The organism is Pseudomonas sp. NPDC088429 (assembly GCF_044753305.1).
GTDB lineage: Bacteria > Pseudomonadota > Gammaproteobacteria > Pseudomonadales > Pseudomonadaceae > Aquipseudomonas > Aquipseudomonas rustica.
The window spans coordinates 55,145-81,889 of the sequence record NZ_JBIVMX010000021.1 but is presented as its reverse complement, the minus strand read 5'-3'; the positions used below and the strand labels follow the sequence as shown (position 1 = coordinate 81,889).

Annotated in this window: 24 protein-coding genes and 1 pseudogene; 8 read left to right on the top strand and 17 right to left on the bottom strand. The window is 51.7% G+C overall.

The genetic code is table 11. The annotated features are described in order from the left end of the window. Positions 1-469 precede the first annotated feature (469 nt). Positions 470-1,060 carry an HD family hydrolase gene (locus ACIP66_RS13570; RefSeq protein WP_400648705.1) on the bottom strand — a complete coding sequence of 197 codons (591 nt, stop codon included), beginning with the start codon at positions 1,058-1,060 and terminating at the stop codon, positions 470-472. Positions 1,061-1,302: 242 nt separating this feature from the next. Between ACIP66_RS13570 and ACIP66_RS13565 the strand changes: the two genes are divergently transcribed. The 6 genes from ACIP66_RS13565 (at position 1,303) to ACIP66_RS13540 (ending at position 6,303) form a co-directional block, all read left to right on the top strand. Continuing rightward, positions 1,303-1,863 (top strand): non-canonical purine NTP pyrophosphatase, encoded by a 561-nt coding sequence (locus ACIP66_RS13565; RefSeq protein WP_400648703.1) that lies wholly within the window; start codon positions 1,303-1,305, stop codon positions 1,861-1,863. Then, positions 1,860-2,657 carry an SIR2 family protein gene (locus ACIP66_RS13560; RefSeq protein ID WP_103395237.1) on the top strand — a complete coding sequence of 266 codons (798 nt, stop codon included), beginning with the start codon at positions 1,860-1,862 and terminating at the stop codon, positions 2,655-2,657. The genes ACIP66_RS13565 and ACIP66_RS13560 overlap by 4 nt, the downstream gene beginning before the upstream one ends. Before the next feature lie 731 nt (positions 2,658-3,388). Further along, positions 3,389-4,198 (top strand): transporter substrate-binding domain-containing protein, encoded by an 810-nt coding sequence (locus ACIP66_RS13555; RefSeq protein ID WP_400648701.1) that lies wholly within the window; start codon positions 3,389-3,391, stop codon positions 4,196-4,198. A 55-nt stretch (positions 4,199-4,253) separates the two neighbouring features. Beyond that, the gene (locus ACIP66_RS13550; protein ID WP_400648700.1) at positions 4,254-4,928 is read left to right on the top strand and encodes an amino acid ABC transporter permease; all 675 of its coding nucleotides are present in this window, start codon (positions 4,254-4,256) and stop codon (positions 4,926-4,928) included. After that, positions 4,925-5,581: an amino acid ABC transporter permease gene (locus ACIP66_RS13545; protein ID WP_400648698.1), complete on the top strand. Its 657-nt coding sequence runs from the start codon at positions 4,925-4,927 to the stop codon at positions 5,579-5,581. The genes ACIP66_RS13550 and ACIP66_RS13545 overlap by 4 nt, the downstream gene beginning before the upstream one ends. After that, complete coding sequence (locus tag ACIP66_RS13540) at positions 5,578-6,303, top strand: amino acid ABC transporter ATP-binding protein (RefSeq protein ID WP_400648696.1); 726 nt, start codon at positions 5,578-5,580, stop codon at positions 6,301-6,303. The genes ACIP66_RS13545 and ACIP66_RS13540 overlap by 4 nt, the downstream gene beginning before the upstream one ends. A gap of 44 nt (positions 6,304-6,347) precedes the next feature. Here ACIP66_RS13540 and ACIP66_RS13535 read toward each other — a convergent pair whose 3' ends face one another. The 8 genes from ACIP66_RS13535 to ACIP66_RS13500 form a co-directional block, all read right to left on the bottom strand. Continuing rightward, the gene (locus tag ACIP66_RS13535; protein WP_400648695.1) at positions 6,348-6,923 is read right to left on the bottom strand and encodes a DUF1349 domain-containing protein; all 576 of its coding nucleotides are present in this window, start codon (positions 6,921-6,923) and stop codon (positions 6,348-6,350) included. 208 nt (positions 6,924-7,131) lie between these two features. Further along, complete coding sequence (locus tag ACIP66_RS13530) at positions 7,132-8,343, bottom strand: aromatic amino acid transaminase (RefSeq protein WP_400648693.1); 1,212 nt, start codon at positions 8,341-8,343, stop codon at positions 7,132-7,134. Further along, positions 8,336-9,913, bottom strand: coding sequence for a phosphoenolpyruvate carboxykinase (locus ACIP66_RS13525; RefSeq protein WP_400648691.1), 1,578 nt, complete (start codon positions 9,911-9,913; stop codon positions 8,336-8,338). The genes ACIP66_RS13530 and ACIP66_RS13525 overlap by 8 nt, the downstream gene beginning before the upstream one ends. 370 nt (positions 9,914-10,283) lie before the next feature. After that, positions 10,284-11,096 (bottom strand): aspartate dehydrogenase, encoded by an 813-nt coding sequence (locus tag ACIP66_RS13520; protein WP_400648689.1) that lies wholly within the window; start codon positions 11,094-11,096, stop codon positions 10,284-10,286. Then, positions 11,093-11,860, bottom strand: a complete 768-nt coding sequence (locus ACIP66_RS13515; RefSeq protein ID WP_400648687.1) for an alpha/beta fold hydrolase — start codon at positions 11,858-11,860, stop codon at positions 11,093-11,095. Before ACIP66_RS13515 ends, ACIP66_RS13520 begins: the two co-directional genes overlap by 4 nt. Positions 11,861-11,870: 10 nt before the next feature. Beyond that, entirely contained in the window at positions 11,871-12,392 is a 522-nt protein-coding gene (locus tag ACIP66_RS13510) for a cupin domain-containing protein (protein WP_400648686.1), read from the bottom strand. 334 nt (positions 12,393-12,726) lie between these two features. Next, complete coding sequence (locus ACIP66_RS13505) at positions 12,727-13,605, bottom strand: DMT family transporter (protein ID WP_400648684.1); 879 nt, start codon at positions 13,603-13,605, stop codon at positions 12,727-12,729. Between the two features lie 3 nt (positions 13,606-13,608). Next, the gene (locus ACIP66_RS13500) at positions 13,609-14,307 is read right to left on the bottom strand and encodes a dienelactone hydrolase family protein (RefSeq protein ID WP_400648683.1); all 699 of its coding nucleotides are present in this window, start codon (positions 14,305-14,307) and stop codon (positions 13,609-13,611) included. Between the two features lie 411 nt (positions 14,308-14,718). On the opposite strand from ACIP66_RS13500, the pseudogene ACIP66_RS13495 reads away from it, so the two are divergent. Then, positions 14,719-15,948 (top strand): annotated as a pseudogene (locus ACIP66_RS13495) (methyl-accepting chemotaxis protein); the annotation flags it as partial. Between the two features lie 12 nt (positions 15,949-15,960). Next, positions 15,961-16,854, top strand: coding sequence for a methyl-accepting chemotaxis protein (locus ACIP66_RS13490; RefSeq protein WP_400648710.1), 894 nt, complete (start codon positions 15,961-15,963; stop codon positions 16,852-16,854). A gap of 185 nt (positions 16,855-17,039) precedes the next feature. On the opposite strand, the gene ACIP66_RS13485 is transcribed toward ACIP66_RS13490, so the two are convergent. The 8 genes from ACIP66_RS13485 to treS all read right to left on the bottom strand — a co-directional run bounded on the left by ACIP66_RS13485 (position 17,040) and on the right by treS (position 26,577). After that, positions 17,040-17,249: a hypothetical protein gene (locus ACIP66_RS13485; RefSeq protein WP_400648682.1), complete on the bottom strand. Its 210-nt coding sequence runs from the start codon at positions 17,247-17,249 to the stop codon at positions 17,040-17,042. Continuing rightward, a complete protein-coding gene (locus tag ACIP66_RS13480; RefSeq protein WP_400648680.1) occupies positions 17,249-18,322 on the bottom strand; it encodes an MFS transporter in 1,074 nt (357 codons plus the stop codon). Before ACIP66_RS13480 ends, ACIP66_RS13485 begins: the two co-directional genes overlap by 1 nt. A gap of 161 nt (positions 18,323-18,483) precedes the next feature. Next, complete coding sequence (locus ACIP66_RS13475) at positions 18,484-19,518, bottom strand: proline racemase family protein (RefSeq protein WP_400648679.1); 1,035 nt, start codon at positions 19,516-19,518, stop codon at positions 18,484-18,486. A 79-nt stretch (positions 19,519-19,597) separates the two neighbouring features. Further along, complete coding sequence (locus tag ACIP66_RS13470) at positions 19,598-21,085, bottom strand: aldehyde dehydrogenase family protein (protein ID WP_400648678.1); 1,488 nt, start codon at positions 21,083-21,085, stop codon at positions 19,598-19,600. Positions 21,086-21,176: 91 nt separating this feature from the next. Next, a complete protein-coding gene (locus ACIP66_RS13465; RefSeq protein WP_400648676.1) occupies positions 21,177-21,743 on the bottom strand; it encodes an NIPSNAP family protein in 567 nt (188 codons plus the stop codon). A 10-nt stretch (positions 21,744-21,753) separates the two neighbouring features. Beyond that, on the bottom strand, positions 21,754-22,506 hold the full coding sequence (locus ACIP66_RS13460) for an SDR family oxidoreductase (protein ID WP_400648674.1): 753 nt from the start codon (positions 22,504-22,506) through the stop codon (positions 21,754-21,756). A 64-nt stretch (positions 22,507-22,570) separates the two neighbouring features. Continuing rightward, the gene (locus ACIP66_RS13455) at positions 22,571-24,226 is read right to left on the bottom strand and encodes a choline dehydrogenase (protein WP_400648672.1); all 1,656 of its coding nucleotides are present in this window, start codon (positions 24,224-24,226) and stop codon (positions 22,571-22,573) included. A gap of 284 nt (positions 24,227-24,510) precedes the next feature. Further along, complete coding sequence (gene treS / locus ACIP66_RS13450; RefSeq protein ID WP_400648670.1) at positions 24,511-26,577, bottom strand: maltose alpha-D-glucosyltransferase; 2,067 nt, start codon at positions 26,575-26,577, stop codon at positions 24,511-24,513. Positions 26,578-26,745: the final 168 nt, after the last annotated feature.

The window sequence follows — 26,745 nt, the reverse complement described above, 5'->3', positions numbered from 1 at the left end:
CGCGATGCCGCAGGCCCTTGGGTGCCGGGCTGGTGGGACTTCCCGATTCCGGAATACATCACGGATGAGCGTCAGGAGGAGTATCGAGTGTTCCGACAATCAGAGCAGCACCTTTAATCGAAGTTAGCACCTCTGTAGCAACGTCGATTTAGGCGATCGCTCTGATCAATCTGCTAATGCTTGGGCCATAATAACAGAAGACGCTCATGGATGAATGTCTTCCTCGATTTATAACTGGCTTTGAGACATCGATGTTTCAACATTTGTTGATTGTAATTCGCCGGATGTAGCCAGTTGCCGCCAATCATTACGGCCAGCTTTCGGCGAAACATGGAACGACAAAATGCAGAGGACGTGGCGCGTTCAGCTCTCAAAGTAGTTTTGGGTGACAAGGCGGCGATGTCCCCCACCCTAGCGCTCGAGCAATTGCCAAGCGCTGTTGTTGTCCTTCAGAAAATCGCCTTTGCAGCTATCCGCCGATCTGCGCGGAAAAATGCTGCGCTATCCATTGCTCACACACCATCCATAGCTGTGGTGCGCCTCTTTTGATCACAGGGCCATATCGAGCAAGAACTTGTTCAAATGAGACACTGCTCTCTGTCCAAGTTCCGCCTCCGGTGAAAATGTTGACGAGTAAAGGCTGGAAACGGTCGAGCGCTTTTGCAAATTTCGCATCCTCTGTGTGAGCGTGCTCGAACTCTAGCCACAGATCAAGAAATGCCTCGCATTGCGGACTTGGCAGTTTGCCAAACAAGCGTTCCGCCGCTTTTAATTCCAGTTCAGTCTGCAGTTCGCTCAACGCCCCGTCATGAATGGGAAAATCACCGACGTCGATTTCGACGATGTCATGCAATAAAAGCATCTGTATGACCCGATTTGTATCCACAGATCCACTGGCGTACTCATTCAATACCATGGCATACATCGCTAAATGCCATGAGTGCTCAGCAGAATTTTCCTTCCTGCTTTTATCCAGGAGCGGCGATTGCCGGGTGACTGTTTTGAGACGATCGAGCTCTCTGAGAAAACTTAACTGCGTTTCGAGTGCGGTGAGATGCATGATGTGCAGCCTTCTCACTGATGGGATGGGCAGATTTTAGCCAGAAGGCGGCACAAGGCTATTCGCCTCGGCGACGACTTACTCTTCTCATAGGCTGCATCTGCACGTCAATGCTATGAGCCCTGTATTTCTGGCGGCAATCGCCCGAATTGATCCGAAAGGCAGAGTGATCCTGGACACCAAACAACGATCCAATTCGTGTCTATAGCATGCGAACATTATCTCCTCATCAGAGGTTAGTCATGAAGATCAGATTTTTGTCAGGCAACCAGCACAAGCTCGAAGAGGTACGAAAAATTCTTGAGCCTGCCGGCGTTGAGGTGCTCGCAGTCAAAGAGAAAATTGAGGAGCTTCAAACGGAGGACGTCGAGCGCCTTGTTCGTGACAAGCTTTCAAAGGCGTTTTCAATAATTGGAAGACCTCTGTTTGTCGAGCACACAGGACTGTACCTCGCGGGAATGAACGGCCTTCCTGCAGGCCTTACCCAGATTTTTTGGGACAAGCTCGAAGCTGACAAATTCACGGCCCTGGTGCGAGGATTGGGTGATGCCTCAGTAACCGCGAAAACTGTTCTTGGGTATTGTGATGGTCGACAAATTCACATGTTCTCAGGTGAGGTTCAGGGGACGGTGCCTGCAGCGCCAGCAGGGCCACGAAATTTTCAGTGGGATTGCGTGTTCATTCCAAATGGGCATACCGAGACATTTGCTGAAATGGGCGAGCGTAAAAACGAAATCTCGATGAGGCGCAAAGCATTGGATGCCTTCGCAGAGTTCCTTAAGTCAGAAAAGGGAATGGCATGAAAGCTCAATTGCGGCACGCATATCAGACCGGCAAGCTCGTCTTGTTCGCAGGTGCTGGGGTTTCCGCGAATCTCGGACTTCCTTCATGGAGCCAGCTCACTTCCAGGCTTGCCAATGAGCTGGGATATGACCCGGAGATATTTGCATCGTATGGCAACCATCTCGCGCTAGCTGAGTTCTATCGCAGAAAAAAAGGCACCTTGGGGCCGCTTCGAAGCTGGATGGACAGGGAGTGGCATAAAGAGGGCATTGATATCGGAGGCTCAGAAATTCACCGACTCATCGCCCAAGGGAATTTCTCGAAGATCTACACGACGAATTACGACCGGTGGCTTGAGCTTGCTCACGATTATTACGGCATTCCTTATACCAAGGTGGCAAGCGTGGCGGACTTGGTCACGGCACAAGAAGGTTGTCGCGAAATCGTTAAATTCCACGGCGATTTTGATGACGATGCCTCAATCGTACTCGATGAAACCAGCTACTACGAAAGGCTCGATTTTGAGTCACCGCTCGACATCAAGCTGCGCCACGATGTGCTGGGCAACTCGGTGCTGTTCATTGGGTACAGCATTTCCGATCTCAACATTCGATTGCTCTTTTACCGCTTGACTAAAATGTGGGGCAATCACGCTCGCGCTCCAGCGCGACCGAAGTCATATCTGTTCACCAACAGACCTAATCCAGTGGCAGAAGAAGTGCTCGGACATTGGGGGATAGAGATGCTGGTATCGGAAGAGGATGACAGACAAACAGCTTTGACGGAGTTTCTTGCAGAGCTGGTTCAGCGGTAAAAAATTGAGCACAGCGCAAGTTTTCAGGCAGCTCTGAGCGTGGGGGAATGTGACGATTCGACATTGTTCAGACCGCACTCTTGGAAATTTGAATGGGCCGGGGAATTACCAAGTGGTGCGCCATACATAATAGGCGCGCTTAGCCCGGTGGTTTTTGATCACTCAGCGACAGATATTGGGGCACAGCTTCTGACCTGAGAACGCGCTGGTCACTCGCTGGAAAATGTCGTCAGCTGGGTCGCACGTGGTTCTTTCTAACGATCGATGTCGACTGCCTATTGCCGTGAACGCCCGGGTTCGAAAGGTACAAAAGCACTTCTATTATGCCCCCACTCCGGACGATCCTGGGTGTGTAGTACTCCCTAGATCTTGCGCATCCAAATCTCTTGGAGCGGCCATGAGTGATGCCCTGTTCCTCTCATCGCGCAGCGCACATGACGGTGTTACGAATTCACCATTCAAGCGTCAAAATCAGTAATCGTTTACACACCTACGCACCAATGTAGTGCGTGAATATAAGGCGGTCGGTTGCCGTTAGCCCTTTCGCAAAAAACTAAAATACAACCTAGCTTCTATAAATCATCTTAAAATCAATGAGATAATGATAACAAATTCAGGACTAAACACCGTAACTGACCGTCTGGCGTCGCTGCTTCAGCAGATCTGGCACACGTTCTGCTATCTACAATGTAATGGTTTACAAGCAGTAACACTAACGCGGGGACTAAGTCATGAAAGCAAGTCAGAAATTGAGCATCACCGCCGCTATGGTCGCCATCATGACCGTTGCGTCACCTGTAATGGCCGACAAGCTAGACGATGTGATCTCTTCAGGAGAGCTCAAATGTGGGGTCATGCTGGATTATCCACCTAATGGCTTCAGGGATTCTGCAAACAACCCAGCTGGTTATGACGTTGAGTATTGCCTCGATCTGGCCAAGGCTCTTGGTGTCAAGCCGATGATAGTTGAAACGTCGTCTCCGCAGCGGATTCCAGCTTTGCTTTCGAGCCAGGTAGACATCTCGATTGCGAGCGCAACCATCACACTAGAACGTGCGAAAACGGTTGCCTTCACGACTCCCTACTCCTCCTATAGTTTCGTCGTAGTCTCACGCAAAGACTCCAACATCAAATCCTTTGATGACCTGAAAGGAAAAAAGGTCGCTGGTGTGCGCGGCGCTGCTGAAGATGCTCTGTTCCAAGCTTACTTTAAGCAATGGAATGATGCAGAGGGCAAGTATCTAACCGTCAGTAATGATAGCGACCGGAACCTGGCCTTGGCCCAAGGAAAAGTTGACGCATTCATCGTCAACGTCCAAGCCGCGATTGAGTTGACCAAGCTACCTCAGTTCCAGGCCTTTCATACTTGCTGCGATGCTCCTTTCCCCAAAGACACCGTCGGAATGATGGTGACCCGCGATAGCACCGACTTCCTTCGCTTCACAAACCTTTTCCTGCATCAGCAGCAAGTCACCGGCCGATATTCCGAGCTCTACAAAAAGTGGTACCAGGCAGACGCTCCTGCCTTAGACAAGCTTTAAGCACGTAGAGGGTGCGAGCCGCAAGCTCGCACCTTAATGAACGAGGAGCGACGCTATGAATTATCACTTCCAATGGACGCCGGTGTGGCGGGCTTTTCCTGATTTACTGCCCGGTCTGATCATGACTGTGCAATTGACGCTCCTATCATTTGTACTGGGTTCTCTGATTGCGTTTGTGCTGGCATGGGGCAAGTCTTCGAGTAACAAATCCGCGAAAGCAGTGTGTGTCACCTGGATTGAGATCGCGCGAAACACTCCGTGCTTGTTCCAGATCTACATGGCGTATTTCGGGTTGGGTGCCATTGGAGTGGATGTGAACTCCTTCTATGCAGTGCTAGGAGCCATTACATTCAACACCGCGGGCTACCTGGCCGAGGTTATTCGCGGAGGAATCGACGGCGTGGATCCGCGGCAATATCGGGCGGGTGCAGCATTGGGGATGAACCGCTGGCAAACATTCAGCCAAATTATCCTTCCACAATTGGTGCCCTTGATTCTTCCTGGCGCAGGCAATCAGTTGATCTGGAGCCTTCTCAATACCTCGTTGGGTATGGTGGTGGGTCTTCAGGAACTGACAGGCGCAACCTATACAGCCCAGTCTCTAACTTTCCGTTCATTTGAATTTTTCATCGCTACGGCAATCGTCTACTACGCTCTGGCCAAACTCGTGACCTTGGCGCTTTACGGTGCTGCGCGACTGTATGGCGGAAAAAGGAGGGTTCAATCATGAACAGTGTGCCGCTATTTTCTGGCCTTCAGCCAAACGACCTTATCTTCCTTCTCCAGGGTGCCGGACACACACTCTGGTTAGCACTATGGGCAATCGTCCTAGGCTCCATACTGGGATTTTTAATGGGCTGGCTCAGATCGGTATCCAGAGTCGGAAATAGCCTGATAGTCGTGTTGGTGGATGTATCTCGCTCCGTTCCCCTACTCATCCAATTGATCGTAGTGAACGCGGCTCTTGCCGCCTTTCGTTATCCCTTAAGCCCCTTCTACTGCAGTGCTGTCGTGCTGACGCTGTACATGGCTTCGTTCTGCTCAGAGATCTACAAAGGAGGATTTGAATCAGTACCTCAAAACCTGCAGAAGGCAGCACGTTCACTCGGCATGAGCTATCTCCAAGCGTTCGCCAATGTAACGGTACCGATCATGCTTCGACGCACATTTGCCTCTTGGATCGGTATTGTTTTGGGCGTGCTCAAAGACACTTCATTGGCGGCCGTTATTGGCTACATCGAGCTTCTTCGCGGATCACAAATCATCGTCACTCGAACCCAGGAGCCCCTACTGGTCTTACTCATCGTCGGTATTTTTTACTTCCTGCTGTGCTATCCCATCGCTCGCCTGGGCGCCAAAGTTGAAAAAGGACTGGGTCAATGATCGAAATCAAGAACGTCCACAAATCCTACGGCAACCTGAACATTTTGAAGGGTGTCGACATGAGCGTTGAAAAGGGTGAAGTCGTGTCCATTATCGGCCCGAGCGGATCTGGAAAATCAACGTTGCTTCAGTGCATAAATGGATTGGAAAGCATCAGTGACGGCAATATTTGCGTCGATGGTGTTGATGTTTTTTCGCGAGCCACTGATCTCAATGCGCTGCGAGCAAACGTGGGAATAGTGTTCCAGCAATACAATGTCTTCCCTCACCTTTCGGTGCTCGACAATGCCGCCTTGGCTCTCAAAGTTGTGCGCAAGATGAAACGAAAAAGCGCAGAGGAAGTGGCGTACGCGCAGCTCGAAAAAGTAGGTTTGGGCGACAAGGCGTCGATGTCCCCCACTCAGCTTTCTGGAGGACAACAACAGCGCTTGGCAATTGCTCGAGCGCTAGCGATGCAACCCCGCTACATGCTTTTTGATGAAGTCACTGCAGCGCTGGATCCTCAACTGGTACGTGAGGTTCTGGATACGCTGTTGATGCTCTCGACCGAAGGGATGACGATGGTGCTGGTCACTCATGAAATCGCTTTCGCACGAGAGGTCTCCAGCCGGGTAGCATTCTTCGACGCCGGAAAGATCGCAGAAATTGGCCCACCAAGGCAGGTGATCGATTCACCCAAAAATGAACGGACGCAGCAATTCCTTTCCCATCAGATTCACTGACTAGGGAGCAACGGCGACGCAGCTTCATGGCGTCGCCGCATCTCTCAGCTGAGATCATGTAACTCTTTTTTCAATGCAGGCCCGACAGTGAACTCACTGAAGCTCAAGCGCAGTCCCCTTCGCTCAGGTGTGCAGCACATGGGGCCTACCAGATAGTGCTCTGCAACCGGGAACGCCGCGAGCCGCACAAGCGGCCAAACAATATAATCCTCAGAAATCTGAACGCGAACAGAACTCTGGGCTACCGTGATGCGGAGCCAAAACTCATTACCACGTGTCAATGCCGAGCTAACAGCCCAATCTGATAGGCCATTAGTCAATACGCTGCTGCTCACGGCTGCTTCATCGTTCACCTCCACGCCCGCTTTGATCCAGCGTTGGTCATCGATGAGTACCATCAACCCAGCTTGGTCATATAGCTCTTTGAAATCGCCTTTTACACGGATCTGCGCTGTGAAATCGCCGATAACCTTGGCTCCAAAGAAATGGCCGCTATGACGAAAAAACCCATAGTAGGTACCTCGCCAAAAATCGGTATTGGCATCCGTCGTGACGGACAACTCACGTCCATCGGTTGACCAGATCTTGGGCTCGTTAAGCCACTGGCACGAATCAAACATTGCCTGCCCTTCCAATGCTGAGGCGCAAGCCTCCAAGGTAAATTGCTTCCGATAGAAGCACGCCTGACTAGGTAAATGGTAAGGCCTTGGTACACGATCCAAGACTCGACGGTAACGGGATGACGAGGGAGGAGCCTTTTACAGTAATAGAATTGACCGAGCCCGTGTAAAAACGGGCTCGGTCATATTCAACCTCAAATCTACACAATCAAGCGCATTCTCGAATGCCATATGTCCTGGCCATTGCCTCAGCAACCTGATCAATATTTTGAGGATTCAATCCAGACATACAGATCCGACCACTACCGATAAGGTAAACACGGCGCTCGACCTTCAGGCGCATCACCTGATCGGCGTTGAAGCCGGTATAGCTAAACATACCCTGCTGAGTCAGAAAAAAACTGAAATCTCGATCAGGTAAAGCAGTACTCAATCTCGCCACTAACGCTTTGCGCATTTCGACGATGCGCAGACGCATAATCTCCACCTCCGCAATCCAGGACGCTTTGAGTTCCGGCTGAGCCAAGACTGCTGAGACGATCTGCGCCCCATGTCGAGGTGGGCTCGAATAGTTTTGTCGAATCGTTGCCTTAAGCTGTCCCAGAACCTTGTCAGCTGTAGGCTCATCCTGGCACACCACTGAAAGCCCCCCTACTCGCTCGCCATATAGGGAAAAGATTTTCGAGAAAGAGTTGCTGACCAAGCAACTGACACCTGCTTGAGCCATTGATCTAATGGCATACGCATCCTCGTCCATACCAACGCCAAACCCTTGGTAGGCAATATCCAGAAAAGGAATTAACTCTCTTGCTTTTACGATCGACGTCACCAAATCCCATTGATCAGGGGTCAGGTCAGCACCCGTTGGGTTGTGACAGCAAGGATGAAGCACGAGAATACTTTGCGCTGGAAGACGTTCCAGAGCTTGAACCATCGCTGCGAAATTTACCGCCCCTGAAGCAGCGTCAAAGTAGGGATAGGTATTCACCCTAAAGCCAGCGCCAGCAAATATTGAATGATGGTTTTGCCAGGTCGGATCACTGACCCAAACTTGTGAATTGGGGTAATAGCGATTGAGAAAATCAGCGCCAATCTTGAGAGCGCCGGAGCCCCCAATCGTTTGTACAGTTGCAACCCTATTCGATTTGACCGCGGGATGCCCCATACCAAACAGCAAGCCTTGCACACCCTCACGGTATTCGGCGAGACCTTCCATAGGCAGGTACAGAGATGCATGCTGCCCAGTCTCGGAGAGACTCATCTCTGCTTCACGCGCAGCAGATGGTAAAGGTATTTCACCGTGATTATCGTAATACAGGCCAATACTCAGATTGACCTTGTCTGCCCGCGGATCTTTTTCAAAGGCTTCGATCAAGGACAAAATAGGGTCACCGGCATAGGCTTGAACATGGTTAAACATACTCGCAACTCCCAGAATATTCCGGTTTAACGCAGGCCGGGCCTGCCGCTCTGATTGACTCGCTGACATCAAACTTCTTGAAGTTCTCGATGAACAGGCCGGCCAGTGCTATGGCGGCTTCGTCGTAGGATGGCTTATCAGCCCAGGTGTTGCGTGGGTTCAGCAGGCCAGTCTCAACGCCCGGTACGGCCACTGGCACGTCGAGGTTGATGGTGTCCAGGTGCTCGGTCTCAGTACCGATCAGCGCGCCGCTCTGGATCGCTGCGATCACCGCGCGGGTGGTCGGGATGCTGAAGCGTTTGCCGACGCCGTAGCCACCACCAGTCCAGCCGGTGTTGACCAGATAGACCTTGGAGCCGAAACCACGGATGCGCTTGATCAGCAGCTCAGCGTATTCGCCAGCCGGACGCGGGAAGAACGGTGCGCCGAAGCAGGTGGAGAAGGTCGACTTGATGCCGCTGCCCGAACCCATTTCAGTCGAACCGATCAAAGCGGTGTAGCCGGACAGGAAGTGGTAAGCCGCTTGTTCTTCGTTGAGGATCGACACGGGCGGCAGAACGCCAGTCAGGTCGCAGGTCAGGAAGATCACCGCGTTCGGCTCGCCACCGAGGTTCTTCTCGGAGCGCTTGGCAACGTGCTCCAGCGGGTAGGCGGCACGGCTGTTCTGGGTCAGGCTGACATCGGTGTAGTCGGCGTGCTTGGCGTCATCGATAACGACGTTTTCCAATACCGCGCCGTGCTTGATGGCTTTCCAGATCACCGGCTCGTTCTTCTCGGACAGGTCGATGCACTTGGCATAGCAACCGCCTTCGATGTTGAAGACCACACCTTCGCCCCAGCCGTGTTCGTCGTCACCGATCAGGTAACGGCTTTCGTCAGCCGACAGGGTGGTCTTGCCGGTACCGGACAGACCGAAGAACAGGGTCACGTCGCCCTCTTCGCCGATGTTGGCGGCGCAATGCATTGGCAGCACGTCAGCGGCCGGCAGCAGGAAGTTCTGCACGGAGAACATGGCTTTCTTCATTTCACCGGCGTAACGCATGCCGGCGATCAGCACTTTCTTCTGTGCGAAGTTGATGATCACGCAGCCGTCGGAGTTGGTGCCGTCACGCTCTGGCACGCACTCGAAGTTGGCCACGTTGAGCACTTGCCACTCATCACGGCCAGCCGGGTTGTACTGGGCCGGGTTGATGAACAGGCAACGACCGAACAGGTTCTGCCAAGCGGTCTGGGTGGTCATCTTCACGGCCAAGTAGTGCTCGGAAGCCGCACCTACATGCACGTGGGAAACGAAATGCTCTTGCGCGTTGTTGAATGCCTCAACGCGAGCCCACAGGGCGTCGAACTTGTCGGCCGGGAACTTGCGGTTGATCGGGCCCCAGGCGATGGCGCCCGTGGTGCTCGACTCATCAACGATGAAACGATCGACTGGTGAACGGCCGGTACGGTGACCGGTACGAACAACCAGTGCGCCGGTATCGGACAACTCGCCCTCTTTGCGAAGAATCGCTTCATTTATCAAACGTTCGACACTGAGGTCGGTATACGTAGCAGGCGAAAAATTTGTCAAAACAGTCTCCAACCCGGGCTTCGATCACGCACGAAACTCAGGAACAAATCAAAATACTTTGGCCCTCAGTCATGCTTTGACTGCCCATACCTTGCGCTGAGATAGGCTATGGAATCAGCGCAAAACCCTAGGAGGCTGAGGAGCAATGACTCAGGCTGAGATCGTCAGATAAGGTATCGATAGAAACACATCGACCACCTCTGGCTTTAAAAAACCATGACGAAAAAGCGGCGCAAGCGCCGACTTTTCCTTCGCCATAAAAGCTTTGTTCTTGAGTCCCGTGACAGGAACAAGAAACTCTTATCCGTCACTCAAATGAAGTAAAAAGAACATCGCCTTTTTTGTATTCGATTACATTTCCAATCAAAAACTAGAAGACGGTGGTCAGAAGCTGCTTACTGACGGCTTCCTCAATACTCAATGCCGCCAACCAGGATGTCTTCACATTGTCAGGCAGCGGGTTATTGATCAGTCGAATCGACAACTCACCAAATGCTCCCTTGGCATTAACCTCGTGCACGTTCTTCCCAACAGTCGGATCAGCGATCAACTCAACCTGTGTGTCGTCGAAACCAACACCTGACAAAGCAACAGCAGCCGTCACGTTCGCATTTTTTGGAAAACGAATGGATGCCTGGGCAGCGGTACCACGGAAGATCGTCGTTGGCACCTTGATTTGATCAAGGTCGAACTCTTCTTCGGCAGGTGTTCCAGCCCACGCTTGCGGTGGTTTTCGACCTACGTACAACACTTCGTCCAGGCCAGCAGCTCGAGCAGAGCGCATGGCATCCAAGCCACCGATCGCACCAGAGACGAGGATCAATCGTGCACCACCTGATTCCGCTGCTTGCTCAAGATCTGCAGCCAACGACTTGTCAGCGAGTGCGCCGATAGAAGCGATTACCACGTCAATACCTGCACTAAGGAACACAGGAACTGCATGAACGACCGCACCGTGACCTGCACACTCGATAACCAGGTCTGGCTTCCAATCGATCAGTTGCTGGGCTTCAGTGAAAAGCTCCAGCTTATGCTCTTTGACGAAGTCGTCAGTATGAGGGGCATGATCAATTGCAGCGTAGGACGCCAGTGGAAGGTGCTGGGTTTGCAAGGCATTCAGGACGCGTTTACCAATTGCCCCAAGTCCGATGATCCCGACGCGGCTGATTTTGTTAGTGCTCATGCTATGGACTCCCAGAATTGACGAAGCAGTGCGGTGTAATATTTGGTGCGTGTAACCGGTGGAAAATGACCACCACTCAGCTCAACAAGGCTGGAACCAGGAATGAGGCTGGCCAGTTCCTGTGAATGATGAAAAGGAATGATGTAGTCATCTTGAGCGCCAATGACCCACACAGGCAGATTGAGAGACGACAACTCATCGCGACGACTGAAGTTCAGAAGCATCTCCATGCGTGCATAAGTCATCTCGATATCTACCGATGAAACCTCTTCAAAATCGAGCGGATCATCGATTGCGAAATTGTCGCCATACCATTGCGATGGATAAGCAACCAAGCGAGTGAGCGCGTTGTAAGCCCCGCCCCCCAGCTTGGTTAGCAGATACTGACGATAGGCAAAAAAGTCCTTGAAACGCTTGTCAGGCATAGCCCAGCCACAACTCAGCACGATGCTCTTTACCCGCTCGGGGTGATCCAGCGCCATGCTTTGTGCGACTAATGAACCGGTAGAGTGCCCCACTATGTGAGCCGACTCAACGCCCTTTTCATTTAACAATCTGCGCAAGGCGTTCCTGATGCCCAGAATGTTTGGCGACCCTTCAATTTCGCTTCGACCTACTCCGGGGTGATCGAACGTAATCACCCGGTAGTCGTCTTTGAGTTGATCGACAACTGGCTGCCAAAACTCGGCCAGCCCGCCCAATCCTGAGATCAAAACTACAGGGATACCCGACCCCCTCTCCTGGGCGTAGATCTTTTCTGCCATGTCATCAATCTCAGTTTTTGGTGTAGGCAAAAATACCGGTGGACTCAATTTGCTCGATATTTGCTGGCCGCTCAAATGGCTCCGGAGCAGGCTCACCGTGCTGACGAGGGCGACCAACATCACGGAAGAAAGTCTCCAAGCCACTTGGATTCATGAACCATACCCAGTGCAGATCTACTTCGCCGTCATTGCTGAACGTGTGAGAGTTGTGTTCACCCAAGAACAGGGTCACGCCTGGTTCAAGCTTGTACACCTTGCCATCGACAACTGCGGTGCCGGTGCCAGATACGAAGTGCAAGACTTCTTCGTTAGCCGCATGCGCATGTTCACGAACACGACCGCCAGGAGGCAGCATTTGCGTACCCACGGAGAAGTTACGGTTCATCTTGAACAACTGAGGTGAAACCGCCACAGAGACATAGCCGTTTGCAGGCTTCGGCTGCCAGTAGCTGACTTCGGTCTCACGAGTGACGTAGACCAGAGTCCCTTTAGCTTCTGCGGGTTCGTTCGAATCGATTGCTGTATTAGTCACAAAAACCTCCGTCAAGCTTGTTGGGCGAGCCTGTCAATACTTGGTTTTCAAGGCTCGTAATCGTTTACATTTCAAGACAAAAAACTACGTACATCCGCTATCAGCCGCCTTACGACAAGGTATACCCCGAATAAACCAGCGATCCATGGAACCTACCAAGCATTGCGATTCCCTAACCTCGAGCTCATACGGATAACCACAACATATGAAGGTGCTTTATTTGTAATCGTTTACTAGCCAATTCGCAAGCGATTTTCACGCCATTGGTCAGAACAACCAGCGCACCTTATCTGCCGAGGACTGTGGATTCGCCTTCGTTTCTTTCGAAAGCCCGTTATTTATAACGTTTGATTGCAATCAATCCGCTGATCGAGATCAATAAAACCCCACCTAGCGCAACAAACGAAGGAAAGGTCGAGTACAGAACGAAGCCCAAAAAAACCGAGAAAACGATTTGGATATAGCTGAACGGCGCAAGAAATGAGGGACTTGCAGATTGATATGCAGAAGCCAGTAGCCAATGGGCAATTGTGCCCGCCAACCCCATAGGAAGCATCCAGGACAAATCATCGAGCGTCGGGGTCACCCAAAAAAGTGGAAGAGCTAAGCTTGCGATCAAGAAAGCAAAAATGCCGAGCCATATAGTGGATGTCGCCGGCGAATCAAACCTTGATGCCGCTCGTGTCACCAACTGATAGATGCTCAAGAAGAAAGCTGCAGAGCAAGGCAATAAGGCCGCAGGGACAAATAGCTCCCCTCCTGGCCTTACGATCATCAGCACGCCAACCAGGCCCGCAGCAACAGCTGCCCACTGAGAAAACACGACTGACTCACGCAATACAAGCCTGCTAATTACAAGCACGAACAGAGGCGATAAAAAATTCAACGCCGTAGCCTCTGCGAGAGGGACGTACTTCAATCCGACAATAAAGCAAACACTCAACGCCACAAGGCACTGAGCTCTTAAAAAATGCAATCCTTGGTGCCGCGTACTGAATACTGCAGGGCCTGATCGAGCCCATCCCCAAGCGGACATCAAGACCGCCTGCAAAAAATAACGAACCCATATCAGCATCACTACAGGGAGCGTGGCGATTAGGTGCCTGGCCATTGCGTCATGGATGGCAAGAAAGAGTGCTGCCATGCATACCAGAAGCGCGGCGCTCTGCCGGGACGCTGTAGAATTTGCATCAAGCGCTGAGCAGCCACGCATGACTCAGCGCACCAGGTGTTGAGCAAGAAACCGGAGCGTGCCGGCCTTAGCCAGCAACGCTGCTCTCATCGAATAGCTATCTCGCTCCACACAATTAAAGCCATGGCGTTGCCCCTCATAAATACGAAAAGTAGCATCACCGGTAGCACTGAGAAGAGGCTTAAGCCTAGTGACTTCCCCCATCGCGATGAGGTGGTCGTCTCCGGCGAAATGAAAAAGGAAAGGAAAAGCCATCCGCGGAGTTTTGTTTAGCATCCCACCAATCCCGCTGCCGTAATAACTGACACCGGCACTCAAGTGTTCGTTAGCTGCCAGGGAGTAGGCCAAGGTGCCACCCAAGCAATAGCCCAGCACACCGAGTCTACCCTCGACGAACTCACAACCTTTCAGATATTCGACAGCTCGACCAAGGTCATCGCACGCCTGATCCATATCCAGCGCGTTGTAGTGCTTATAGGCCAGCTCAATACCTGCATCGTCATAGGTCAGGTCAATACGGGCTTGTTGACGCCAAAAGACATCTGGGGCGAGCACCACAAAACCTTCGGCAGCATAGGCATCTGCCATCGCACGAATATGGGCATTTACGCCCCAGATTTCCTGGATTAGCAGAAGGCCTGGGCCTCTGCCAGAGGGAGGTACACAGAGGTAACCCGAAAAATCACTTCCCCCGCCCTCCGACATCGCAACCCAACGTCCCATGACTGACCCTTTTGTTAACAAAAAAAAACCCGCCGGTGTGAAAGCGGGTGAGGAAGAGCAGCAACAAAGAAAAAATACCCGCTGAAATCAGCGGGTCAAAACATGAAACAAAATCCCTAACGAAGGATTACAACTTTGCACCAAAGCGGGTGACCAAACCGTGCCTTGAGCTGGCACCTGACTGTAAAAATTACATTCAGAGCCGAAAAATTTACCGTGAAGCAAATTGCCTTGACCCTTCCAGCCCTCGGTAAAAACTGGAAGATATCGCTGACAAACAGAATGTAATCGTTTACGAGTTTTCATGTCAACCTTCTGAACTCGATTTTTTCAGCCATACATCGCCTCGTAAAATCAAGACCACCACCCTAATGTAATCGTTTACTTTGCCGATTAAGAGATTACTCCCTTATGCGAGGCGCTTTCATGCACTTCTCTCACCTAGCAATAAAAACAAAAATCATCTTGGTTTCCGGTTTCTGCCTTCTTGGCGTGATCATTGGTTTGGTATTTTTTTCCATTGATCACATAAGGCAAACGTCATATTTGGTTGATGAATCAGGAACGCGCTCACTGAAGGATGGCGCCCTTCGATACCTGAACGCCGCAGCAAAACAACAGGCCGATGTCATCCAAGAGCGGTTCGTGAGCGGAAACGTCTTTACTCGAACAGTCGCAAGTCAAATCGTCGAAATGCGCGACCAAGCAATGAAGGATGGCCTAGCTGGTAATGTGCTGCGCACTCACCTATTTCAGTTGATGCAAGCACAGGTAAACGCTACTCCGGAAATCCTCGGCATCGCTGTGGCTTTTGATAAGGACAAGCTGGATAACGCTGACCGTGCTGCGATCAACGCGCCAGATCATGCGGGGAACGAAGTCGGCCGATTTGCCGCATTTGCTTCGTCAAAGGAAAACTTCACGATTCCAGAAGCTGACCTTGTCGATGACGGTGATGCGACGAAACTCTGGTTTAACTGCCCGAAAAAGACGCAAAAAACGTGTGTAATTGAACCCTACACCTACCCTCTCAATGGCGTGCCGACGCTGATGTCGAGCATCGCCATGCCGATGATTGATAAAGGGCAGATTATAGGGGTCATTAGTATTGACCTAACACTAGAGAGCCTTCAAAGCCTGGCAATCCAAGCCAGCTCGAACCTCTATGAGGGTCAATCCCAAGTGACCTTTGTCAGCGCCTCAGGGATCATTGCAGGAAAAAGCAATGCCGCAGATGCTTTAGGTAAAGCCTTGAAGACAGTCGAACCTGTACGAACAACGACCACAATAGAGCAGGCTCGTAAAGATGGTTCGTCGGTGACAGAAAATATCAGTGATGGTGAACTGATGATCGCTGTCCCGTTTTCACCTGTACAGGGCGCATCACCCTGGCAAGTCATCATCAGTGTCCCGGAAGCGACTCTAATGGCACCGGCGCAGGAGCTACAGCAAACGCTTCAGCAATTTAATGCTGAAGGCATTGGCAAACAAATCATCATTGGAAGCTCGGTCGCAATAGCAGGTCTCACTCTGATGTGGTTGCTCGCCGCGAGCATCAGCAAACCGATTATTCGAGTTTCTTCCATGCTTGAAAACATCGCAAATGGTGAGGGCGACCTCACGCGTCGCCTTGATTTTGAGCGACGCGACGAAATGGGAGAGTTGGTTGGCTGGTTCAACGCCTTTCTAGACAAGCTTCAACCCATCATTGCCCAAGTGAGTAAAGCCGCGGGAGAAACCCGTAGTACCGCCACCCAAGCGGCAGCAGTTGCAAATGAAACCAGTACTGGTATGCAGCAACAGCTTCGAGAGGTCGAACAAGTCGCCACCGCGGCTCACGAGATGAGCGCCACTTCGCAAGATGTCGCAAAGAATGCCTCAATGGCTGCCGGGGCCGCGCGCGATGGCGACGGTGCTACTCAGTCATGCAAAGAAATTATTGAAGCCACAACAGGTTCAATCCAATCGCTGGCGAAAAATATGGGAAATGCGATGAAAGAGGTTCATCAACTCTCCGATAACAGCGAGAAAATTGGCAGTGTCCTTGACGTTATTCGCTCCATCGCAGAGCAGACGAATTTACTGGCACTCAATGCTGCGATCGAAGCGGCACGCGCAGGCGAAACCGGTCGTGGCTTCGCGGTAGTGGCTGACGAAGTTCGTCACTTGGCCAAGCGAACACAAGACTCAGTGAGTGAAATTCAGGGTGTCATAGAAAATCTACAGAACGGCACACGAGGCGTGGTCAATGCGATGGAGTCACAGCACCGCCAAGCTGACTCAAGTGCTGAGCATGCGCTAAAGGCTGTGATTGCGCTCGCACGAGTAAGCCAAAGTATTGAAGTGATAAACGATATGACGATACAGATCGCGAGCGCAGCCGAAGAACAAAGTGCTGTCTCCGAGGAGGTCAACCGGAACGTGTCCGCAATCCGAGACGTGACCGAGTTACTTGCAGAGCAGGCACGTGAGTCTGCAAGTGTTAGTCAGACATTAAATGAGCTGGCGAACCAGCAGCAGATGCTAATGGGCAATTTTAAAGTTTGATGTAGTGAGCGCGAGGCGCCGCAAGGTATGACCACCAATGCTTGCGCGCCTCATTCATCTGCTCCGGTATGAGTTCTCTTCAACGCGGCTATAGCTTCTTCGAGACAGCAGTCCACCTTGAGCTTATAGCCGAGGTGCTCAGACGCAAAACGCTCCACGCTGTCCTTTGAGCGCCCATGGAAAACCTATTTCTTAATGGTGTGATTTAGCTTAATTCCGAACAAATAGATCAGCGCCGCGACGAACGCCAAAAGAGCGCTGATGCTGAGGGCCAAGGAAAAGGAATGTGTTTGATCGACCAGGATGCCAGTGATTACAGGTGCCGCCGATCCACCAAGATATCCACCAAAAGTCAGCAAGCTGCCCATTGTCGCGACAAAGCGCGTATCGACCATCACACTGACCAAGCCCAAGTGCCAACATTTGCGAAATAGATGAAGAACATGGAAGCAGAAATTGAAATCAACGCTCCCGTTGTTGTCGGAGCGAACACAGCGCACAAAGTCGCAATGCCGGCGCCGAACAGACCGCCACAAATTGGCAGCTTCCGACTCGCCGAAATTGACCATCCTCGACGTACTAGCAAATCGATGAGCATCCCGCAGCTGAGTTGACCCAAAGTGCCTAACGCATAGGGAATAGCTGCCAACCAACCCGTCAGGGCGATACTCACGTGGCGTTCATTCTGCAAATAGACTGGCAGCCAAGACATGTACAACCAGATCATGTAGATGACTCCAGCCGATCCGAAGATCATCGCCCAGGTATTACGCTGGCGAAAGAGGCTACCCCACTCTCGTAAAGAGATCTTTTCCTTCACGATTACCAGCGCATCGCTTTCTGCTACCGCTTGATCAAAGTCAGCACGGTTCCGATAAAAGGCGAGCCAAGCAAGACCTAAAAGAATGCCTATTACACCAAGCACGACGAACATCCAACGCCACCCTAGGCTCAGCATCAGGAGAGTCAGCAGCGGTGGCGCCATGGCTGGTGCAATCGTTCCCGCGATCAAAAAGAGACTTGTTGGCCCACCACGCTTTTCCGCGGCGAACCATTCACTGACAGCTTTTGCGCTAGCGGGATAATGTGGAGACTCACCTGCTCCGAGCACCGCACGGCCAATGAAGAGATGACTGAAACTGTTTGCCAATCCACAAAACACTTGCGCCGAAGACCAAATGATAAGTCCCCACCCAAGAACCAAGCGCGCTCCCAATCGGTCAAGAATGATGCCTATCGGTAGCTGGGAAAAGGCGTAGACCAGTGAGAATGCTGACATCAATACGCCCATGCCGGCAGCACTGATTTGAAGCTCTTGACTGATCAAAGGGTTCGCTATTGAAAGAGCGCTACGATCGAGATTGTTGATGAGGCCAGCGAAGATCAGCATCGTCATTGTGGTGATCTGCATACCGCGTAGCGATGGTATTTGGCGTGTAGTTACGGAAAGGTCGCTTTGGACATTCATGACTAAAATCCTTTTCAAGCAACACAGACGTACAGATGCCCCGCACGACAGACATTGATCTGCTGCACCTTTGGGGTAAGGACATCAACTGTGTTGAAAAGTCTGGCAGGAAGTATGAGATGGTTGACGCCCGGTCATTGCGACCGGGCACCAGGGGCGAATCAGTTATTTTTACGCCAGGTATCGCTGAGGGTGTACCCAGTCGGAAATGGATCGTTTGGATCAAGAACATACTGGTGGAAGCCGGTAAGGAACGCTTGACCACTGATTGTCGGTCGAATGCCTGGACGGTCGCCGATGGTTAGCGTTTCAACGATTTCACCTACAAATTCAGTGCTCAGAATAGACTCGTGAATAAACTTTTCACCGGGTTTGATTTGTCCTCGTGCATGCATGACAGCCAGGCGTGCGCTAGTGCCCGTACCACAGGGAGAGCGATCAAGACGACCTGGTGAAACAATCACTCCGTTTCGCGAACGTTTACCCATCGGATCATCATGCATCGGCCCTGCGAACAGCGTCTGATTGATGGTGTGGATCTCTGGCTCTTCGGGGTGAACCGCTGGAATCTGCTCTGCGGCAGCCGCCTTGATCGCTTCACCTACACTAACTAGAGTCGCCGCCTCGTCAGGTGTGATATCAAAACCAAGCGATCGCGCATCTGCTAAGACGTAAATCATCCCGCCATATGCCACGTCGACTTTGATAGTTCCTAAATCCGGTACCTCGATGTACTTGTCTAAAGCGAACACAAAGCAAGGCACGTTGGAAAACTTAACACTCAAACATTTACCGTCTTGGCAGCGAGCTTCAACACGAACGAGGCCACCAGGTGCTTCCAAGGTCAAGCGGGTGACCGGCTCAACCATTGGAATCATGCCGGTTTCCAAAAGAGCAGTCACCGTACAAATCGTGTTACTGCCCGACATTGGGGGGTAGAACTCTGATTCCATAATGACGAAACCAGCATCAGCTTCCGGATGCGAGGAAGGCAGTACCAAATTCATGCATTGGGTCACTGATCCCCGCGGCTCTTGAAGCAGGAACTTACGCAGATCATCGCCCTGCTCTTGCAGATATTTCATCTTGTCGAACATCGTTTTACCAGGCACGTTCAAGACACCGCCTGTAACGACGTTATTGTGCTCTCCACCAACGTGAGCACCCACAACATTGATCATTCGATTGAATTTCATAAGTCACTTTCTGAGTTAGTGAGAAGCAATCTAGCTGATGTGCTCAACAGCACGTCTTCACGCACTGCTGATAAAAAAATCAGCCGACGGTGTTAGCTAAGAGCGGCGAACGAGCTCCCATCTTGATGAAGGTCGACTTCACTTCAAGGAATTCGTTAAGTCCATCAACGCCATTCTCACGCCCATAACCACTCTGCTTGTAACCACCGAAAGGCAGCTGTGGTGACGTTTCTAGGTAGGTATTCACGAAAACTGTCCCGCTCTGCAGCTTTTGCGAGACCTTCAAGGCCTTATCGATGTCTTTCGTCCAGAGGCCATTACCCAGGCCGTACTCGGTGTCGTTGGCCAGCTCGACCGCCTCTTCCAGAGTTTTGAAGGTAGTGACGGTCAGCACTGGGCCGAAAATTTCTTCACGGAAAATACGGTGATGACGCTCAACGTCAGTGAAAATAGTTGGGCCGACAAAGTATCCAGCGTCCAAACCGCCATCAGTCAAACGATTACCACCACAAACCAGATTGGCGCCTTCCTGCTTACCAATCTCAATGTAGTTCAAAACACTTTCCAGGTGCTGGGCATGGATGAGAGCGCCAATCTGAGTCCGCTCATCCAGTGGCATGCCCACAACAACTTTGTTGGCTCGCTCAACTAGCTTGGCAACGAAGTCTTGTGCCACTGACTCTTCGATGAGAAGGCGAGTGCCGGCAACGCACTCCTCGCCTTGGTTGAGAATGACACCAAAAAGAACGCCATCCAAAGCAGCGTCAAGGTCAGCGTCCGCGAAGACGACATTCGCAGCCTTGCCGCCCAGCTCTAGCGCAACACGGGTAAGGTCGGAAGCAGCTGTTGCAGCGAGTTGTTTACCTACACCAGTCGAGCCGGTGAACGAAATCATGGAAACGTTAGGATGACGAGTCATGCGTTCGCCAACGATAGAACCGCGTCCAGTCACAATGTTGATCAGACTTGCTGGGAAGCCTGCTTCAGCTGCCAGTTTGGCAACCTCCAGTGCAGTACCGGAGGTCAGCTCGGACGGCTTGATGACTACTGGGCAACCCGCAGCGAGGGCGTAAGGAAGCTTCTGGAAGAGGCAAACCATAGGGAAGTTCCAAGGCACGATCAGCCCGACCACGCCACGAGCTTCTCGGGTAACCAAGCCCAGCTTGTCATCACCCAAATGGTTGTAGGCTTCACCTTTGATCTGCCATGCGAGCGACGCAGCGAATCGGGTCAACTCAACCGACCACAAGACCTCTCCCTTTGCATAGGAGATCGGTTTACCCACCTCTTCAGCTTCGATCAACGCCAGACGATCGGCGTCACGCTCAATCAGATCAGCCAATTTGTTTAACAGTTTTGCGCGCTCAGAACCTGGTACTGACGACCATGCGCCGGACTGATGTAGCTTGAATGCGTGATCAACTGCGACGTCGACATCTTTCTCGTTGCCGCTAGCAAAGCTTGCAATGAGACCGCCATGGGCAGGCGATACGCGTTCGATGAATTCCTGGCCGTTTGGAGCGCATTCGGCGCCATTGATCCAGTGGGTGTATTTTCTGAAAGTCATTAGATGTTCCTCTGAATTGGAGCGCTGTATACGTTTACAAGCGAATTAAAAAAAATAAAGCTGTTTAGGGTCGAGCGGTACCGCGCTAGCGTTAAACGGCCTGGATACCCAAAGGCTTGAGGGTTCGAGTTTCAATAACCAATGAGGTTTGGATGTCGACCGGAGGCGCCTCGGCGCTTGGCCCCATCACAACCACTTGATTGGGATCAGAAAACTCTGTTGCCCACAAACCGCACACCTGGACACGCTCCTGAGCAATAGCGGTGCTGATTTGTCGAATCACAGTAGCCGCCTTACCAGTTGGACAGCGATAAATGTGCAGATAGCGCACGGGAGCCAAGCTGTCGAGATCTCTCTCAAGCTTGGGCGTTAGAACCTGCAAGAACTGCTTACTTACTTGTGGGGCAGCCTGGGGTAGAAAAGATTCCCGCCACGCATCGACTTTGATCAACTCTCCCCTCAAACGAGCACGCTCATCCAGGGAGTCGTAGCGCCAGATATGCCGAAAGGTGACTTTGTCCCCGACCCGCTCCTGCCACATCCCCTGCAGTTTGCCGTATTCATCACCGCGGATAGGCAAGCAAAGGCTCTCAAAGAGATCCCAATATTTTTCCCAAGCCTGGGCAGTGAATTGATACTCGCGCAGTTCATCAATCATCGACATGTCCTTACCAGGCGGTGTAGCCGCCGTCCACAGTGAACATGGCACCCGTCGCAAAACTTGAGTCCTGGGAAGCCAAGAACAGAATCACGTTTGCGATATCAATTGGCTCACCCATTTTGTTCAAAGGGGAACGCGCCGCCAGCCCCTTTTTGAACGCTACTGGATCCTCAACGGTTTCAAACATCTTGTCGTAGTAACTGGATGCAATCACGCCTGGAGCCACGCTATTAACGCGAACGCCTTCGAGAGCGTGATCCAATGCCATTGCGCGCGTTAATGCGGCTACGCCACCCTTAGCAGCGACGTAAGCCGCTCGATCCTTGATGCCAACTACAGAGATTGTGGATGCCAAATTCACGACAGCTCCACCCCCACGCCGGATAATTTCAGGAATGACGTATTTCGAGCATAGGAATACTCCCTTGAGATTGACGTCGATTATCTGATCCCAAGTTTCTTCATCCACGGTGACCACCGTACCCAGGGTACCGAAGCCAGCATTGTTGACGAGGATGTCGATACCACCGAAATGGGCGACTGCTTTTTCAACCATTGTCTTAACTTGAGCAGCGTCAGAAACATCCGCCTGTACAGCAAATGCTTGGCTACCCAGCGCGTCTGCCACGGCCAAAGCTTGCTCGATGTTGCGATCGGCGACGATAACCTTCGCCCCCTCACTCACAAACAATTTGGCAGTAGCCTCACCAATTCCTGCACCAGCACCTGTGATGAGTGCAACTTTGTCTTGCAATTTCATTGTCCGATTCCTTCAAGTATCGCTAAGCATCATTGGTTTGATTTCGCGGCAAAGCCCTGCCATCTCACGCCGGCGAGTAATACTTGGCTTTTGCTTTGGTAAGGGGAGCGACTCCACGAATATCGTCAGCAATCTTTTCCGCCATCATGATCACTGGAGCATTGAGGTTACCGCTCACAATCTCCGGCATGATCGAAGCATCAACGACTCGAAGGTTTTCAATGCCATGCACTCGTGCTCGAGCATCAACAACACTCATCTCATCTGTCCCCATACGGCAGGTACACGACGGGTGATAGTTGGTGCCGGCAAGACCACGCAAGGCCTGAAGAATTTCTTCGTCTGTCTGAACCGATGGGCCAGGCGTGACTTCCTCTCCACGGTACGGATCCCATGCAGGCTGAGATACAACATGTCGAATAGCCTTGACCGCGGCGACAGCGTCATCGCGATCTTCTTGGGTCGAAAGGAAGTTGAAATTGAATTTCGGCGCTGCGAGGGGATCCGCCGAACCCAGCCATACGCGGCCTGTACTGGTAGGACGCATTAGGCTGAAAAAGTATTGAAAGCCGTTCTCCAGCTTTACGCTACCGTGTTGGAACTCACCCAGCATAGGGATGAATTCGAACTGCACATTCGGCACCTTGATATCGTCGTTAGTGCGGATGAACGCACCGACCTCGAAGAAGTTAGTAGCACCGAGCCCCTTTTTGAACAGTGTCCACATCGCACCCAACTTGAACTTTCCGATAGGAGTGAGCTGCTTGGCGATCGAAACGTTTTGAGTTGCTCGGTACTGAACGGGAGCAGCGATGTGATCCTTCATGCCCTCCCCTACACCAGGAAGATCTGCAACACACTTAATGCCGAACTCAGCCAAGTGCTCGGCATTGCCGATGCCGGACAGCATCAAAAGGTGTGGCGAGTGGATAGCCCCTGCACACAAAATCACTTCTTTATTGACTGTTATGACTTCGGATTTCCCGTCGCGCTGGAATCTAACCGCTACTGCACGCTTGCCTACAAAGTCGATTCGGGTGACTTGGGCTTTGTCACAGACATGCAGGTTTTCGCGATGTTTGTTCGGGTGAATGTACGCTTGCGAGGTGCTCCACCGGATACCTTTGTGCACGTTCCGTTGAGTGATGTGAACACCTTCCTGGCGATACGCGTTGTGATCCTGCATGTATGGATAGCCAGCCTGCACCCCTGCCTCAATAAATGCCTTATAGAGCGGATTGTTCGCTGCGCACGTTTGGATGTGCATCGGGCCAGAGTCGCCACGATAGTCATTGCCGCCCTGGTCGAACGTTTCAGCCTTGCGGAAATACGGCAGACACTCGTCGTAGCTCCAGCCTTTCAGACCCATAGCTGCCCAGTTGTCGTAGTCCCATGGATTACCACGAACCCAGTTCATACCATTGATAGAAGACGAACCACCCAATACCCGCCCACGAGCCTCGTAGATTGTGCGGCCATCCAACTCCTTTTCCGGCTCTGAGTGGATGTACCAGTTGAACCGGTCATTCATCAAAGGAAAGCCCAAGGCAGCTGGCATTTGGATGAAGATGCTCTTGTCTGATGGCCCAGCCTCCAGCATCAAAACGGATCGCCCCTGATCCTCCGAAAGGCGGCCTGCTATAACACTGCCAGCGGATCCGGAGCCGATGACGATGTAGTCATAGAGATTGGAGATGTTACGCCCATTGATATCACGCATGTTTTCACCTGGAGGTAGGTTCACCGCGGCCATCGCCGCTGTAATCGTTTACAAACTGAAGCACAGAATAACAAAAATAATCGTCCCGGGAAGATCATCACAGCTTTCTGCATCTGTTGAAACCTAACAAGCAAATGGCATGCCTGATTAGAGAGCTGCAGAAAACTATCGCGTCGGGCGCCGTTTAGACGGTGCAGCTCTACCCAAACCGCACCAAAATGCTAGCCATAGAAGTGTTACTGCAGTCAATTTGTGCGAAATTTGGTAACGTTTTCTGCAAAGGATTACATTGACGGAGTACTGTTTACGATTCGCAGCGAAAGCCCTTCGTAGCCGTCAAGATTAATTCTCATCTGTCCGGCCTCTGTCAGGTCGCCCTCCACCCGCTCATTGATCATGTCGACTACCACCCCTGGGCTGATACCGGGCAAATGGACATCTTCGGTGATAGGTTCTGAGCCGAAATTCAACGCCGTAACCTGAATACCCTTCCCTGCTGGCAGCTCATGCACCATCAACAAGAGTGAGGGGTTTTCCACGTCAGGAATGAGAATCTGGCGGCTGCTGGCGATCGAGTATGCCTGCCTGATTGCCAATATCTTTTTTACCATGGACGCGAACGATTCTGGGCGTTGAAGCTGATCAATGAGGCTGCCGTATAGGGATCGGGCGCGCGGCATTCCTTCTGCAGACAACTCAGCCTCAGGATTCAGGTCGACCAAATCGTAGCCACCCCGATGAATCCAGCGTGTGTCACCGTCTTGCATCAAATGCAGCACCTGTTCCGCTTCGAGCGGCAAGGCCCCCACCAGATCCCATCCGGATACAGCAACGATGCCTGGCTGCATTGCGTTGTACATGACCAATAGAAGGTGAATCTTTTGAATCAGATCGATTTCAACTTCAGTAATCAAGGCGAGATCACGGATGCCTAACGCAGCGGTGATGATGCTTGCCGTTGTGCATGAAACACCATTCGTGACGAACTTTAGATTGTAGGGTGCATGCTCCCCCGCGAGACGCTCGTACATTTCTTCGCGAATGTGTTCTCGCAGGATGTTTCCAGGAAAGGTCTGCCCTTTGTAGAGGTACATATCATGGGCATGGAGCGTCCAAAAATGCACAAGCTCAAGGGTTAGCTCGTCGTGATTTTGAAGCGCATGGATAAGTGATGCGGGATCGATTTTAAAATCGTGCATCTGGTGAAGCATTAATCGCAAAAACTCAGTGTTTCCAGTCAGTAACGCATGTTGATACGCGGGTCGGGTGATGAAGTCATACGATAAATCCGCACCACCTTTAGACATATTGGCAATGTCATCCAGCGTCAGATTCAGTTCTTGAAAACTAAAACCGCCAGCCTTTCGAATCATGCCTCCAAGCAATTGGTTGCCGGTGACGGATAAAGGATGGCTTTCTGACCAAGCCGTATCATTAGCTCGGCGCTCAACGCCTAGAAAACCGTTAGCGTCGAGTCGGAGCCCTCTCGCCCCCAACACATCGATTGCGTGAAGGGCATCGCCAATGATCAATTGCTGGGCTGAGAACGATGGATCTAACCAATTCAATGACGGCTGACCCTCCTTGAAATAATGCAGATAGACCCAGCGCCGTACCTTGCCATCAACGCCTTTTACGGGAGGAGTCGCGCTCCAATCAGTCTCCTTGACGCCTGGCTCGAAAAAAATAACTCGCTGCAATTGCCCAACAATGTAATGCCGCTCCTTAAGCTCATCGCAAAGTGCGGGCGTAAGATTCACGGCATCGCGCCCCTTAGGGACGTCAGGCAAAAGCCCCCAGTCTTCTTCACGAATTTCCACCATATGGTAGATCCCTGGGTAATCTCCGTAGGCCATTTCAGCTAGCCGAAAGTCAGCCCCCTTTCCGGTGTGCGAAGGAATCGAGTCATCTATCGTCACAGCATTGTGAGCAGCTGCAACGCGACTGACTTGAATGAGCTGTTCCTCACTGCCATAGCGAGGATCTATCTCAAAGCTGATTCGGTCGAAATTGCCATCGACACTTGGAGTCAACTGACGACCTTTGATACCCCCTGCACGCTTGAGAGGGCCAGTGTGAATGCCTTGAACGCCGATTTCGGAGAGACTCCGCCAAAGCTGATCGTTACCAAGCGCACCAAGCACCGTGCCCCCTTCAGGAACGATGATTGACTCGGGATAGACGGTAAGCCAAACAGAGGCAATAGCGCTTGCGTCTCTAGGGCGGCCCTCGGCATATGGATGGGCCCACAACCGACCTTGCCCGGAGTAGAGCCTTGCCCTGTCCTTGGCGGCCTGAAGCATGGATTGACTCACCAACCATGCGGTGTAATTTTCGTCTTGCTGTGTCATTCAACAATCTCCCGCTTTTTCGATTTGCTCGATGACGGAGCCATGCTCCGAGCGTAAAACAGCACCTAGCAATTGAGAGTGAGGGCCGAATGTAATCGTTCGCATTTTTTTGATGCGTGAAAAGGCTGGATGTCGCAAAATCGGATCATATAGCCTTGGAAAAGCTCC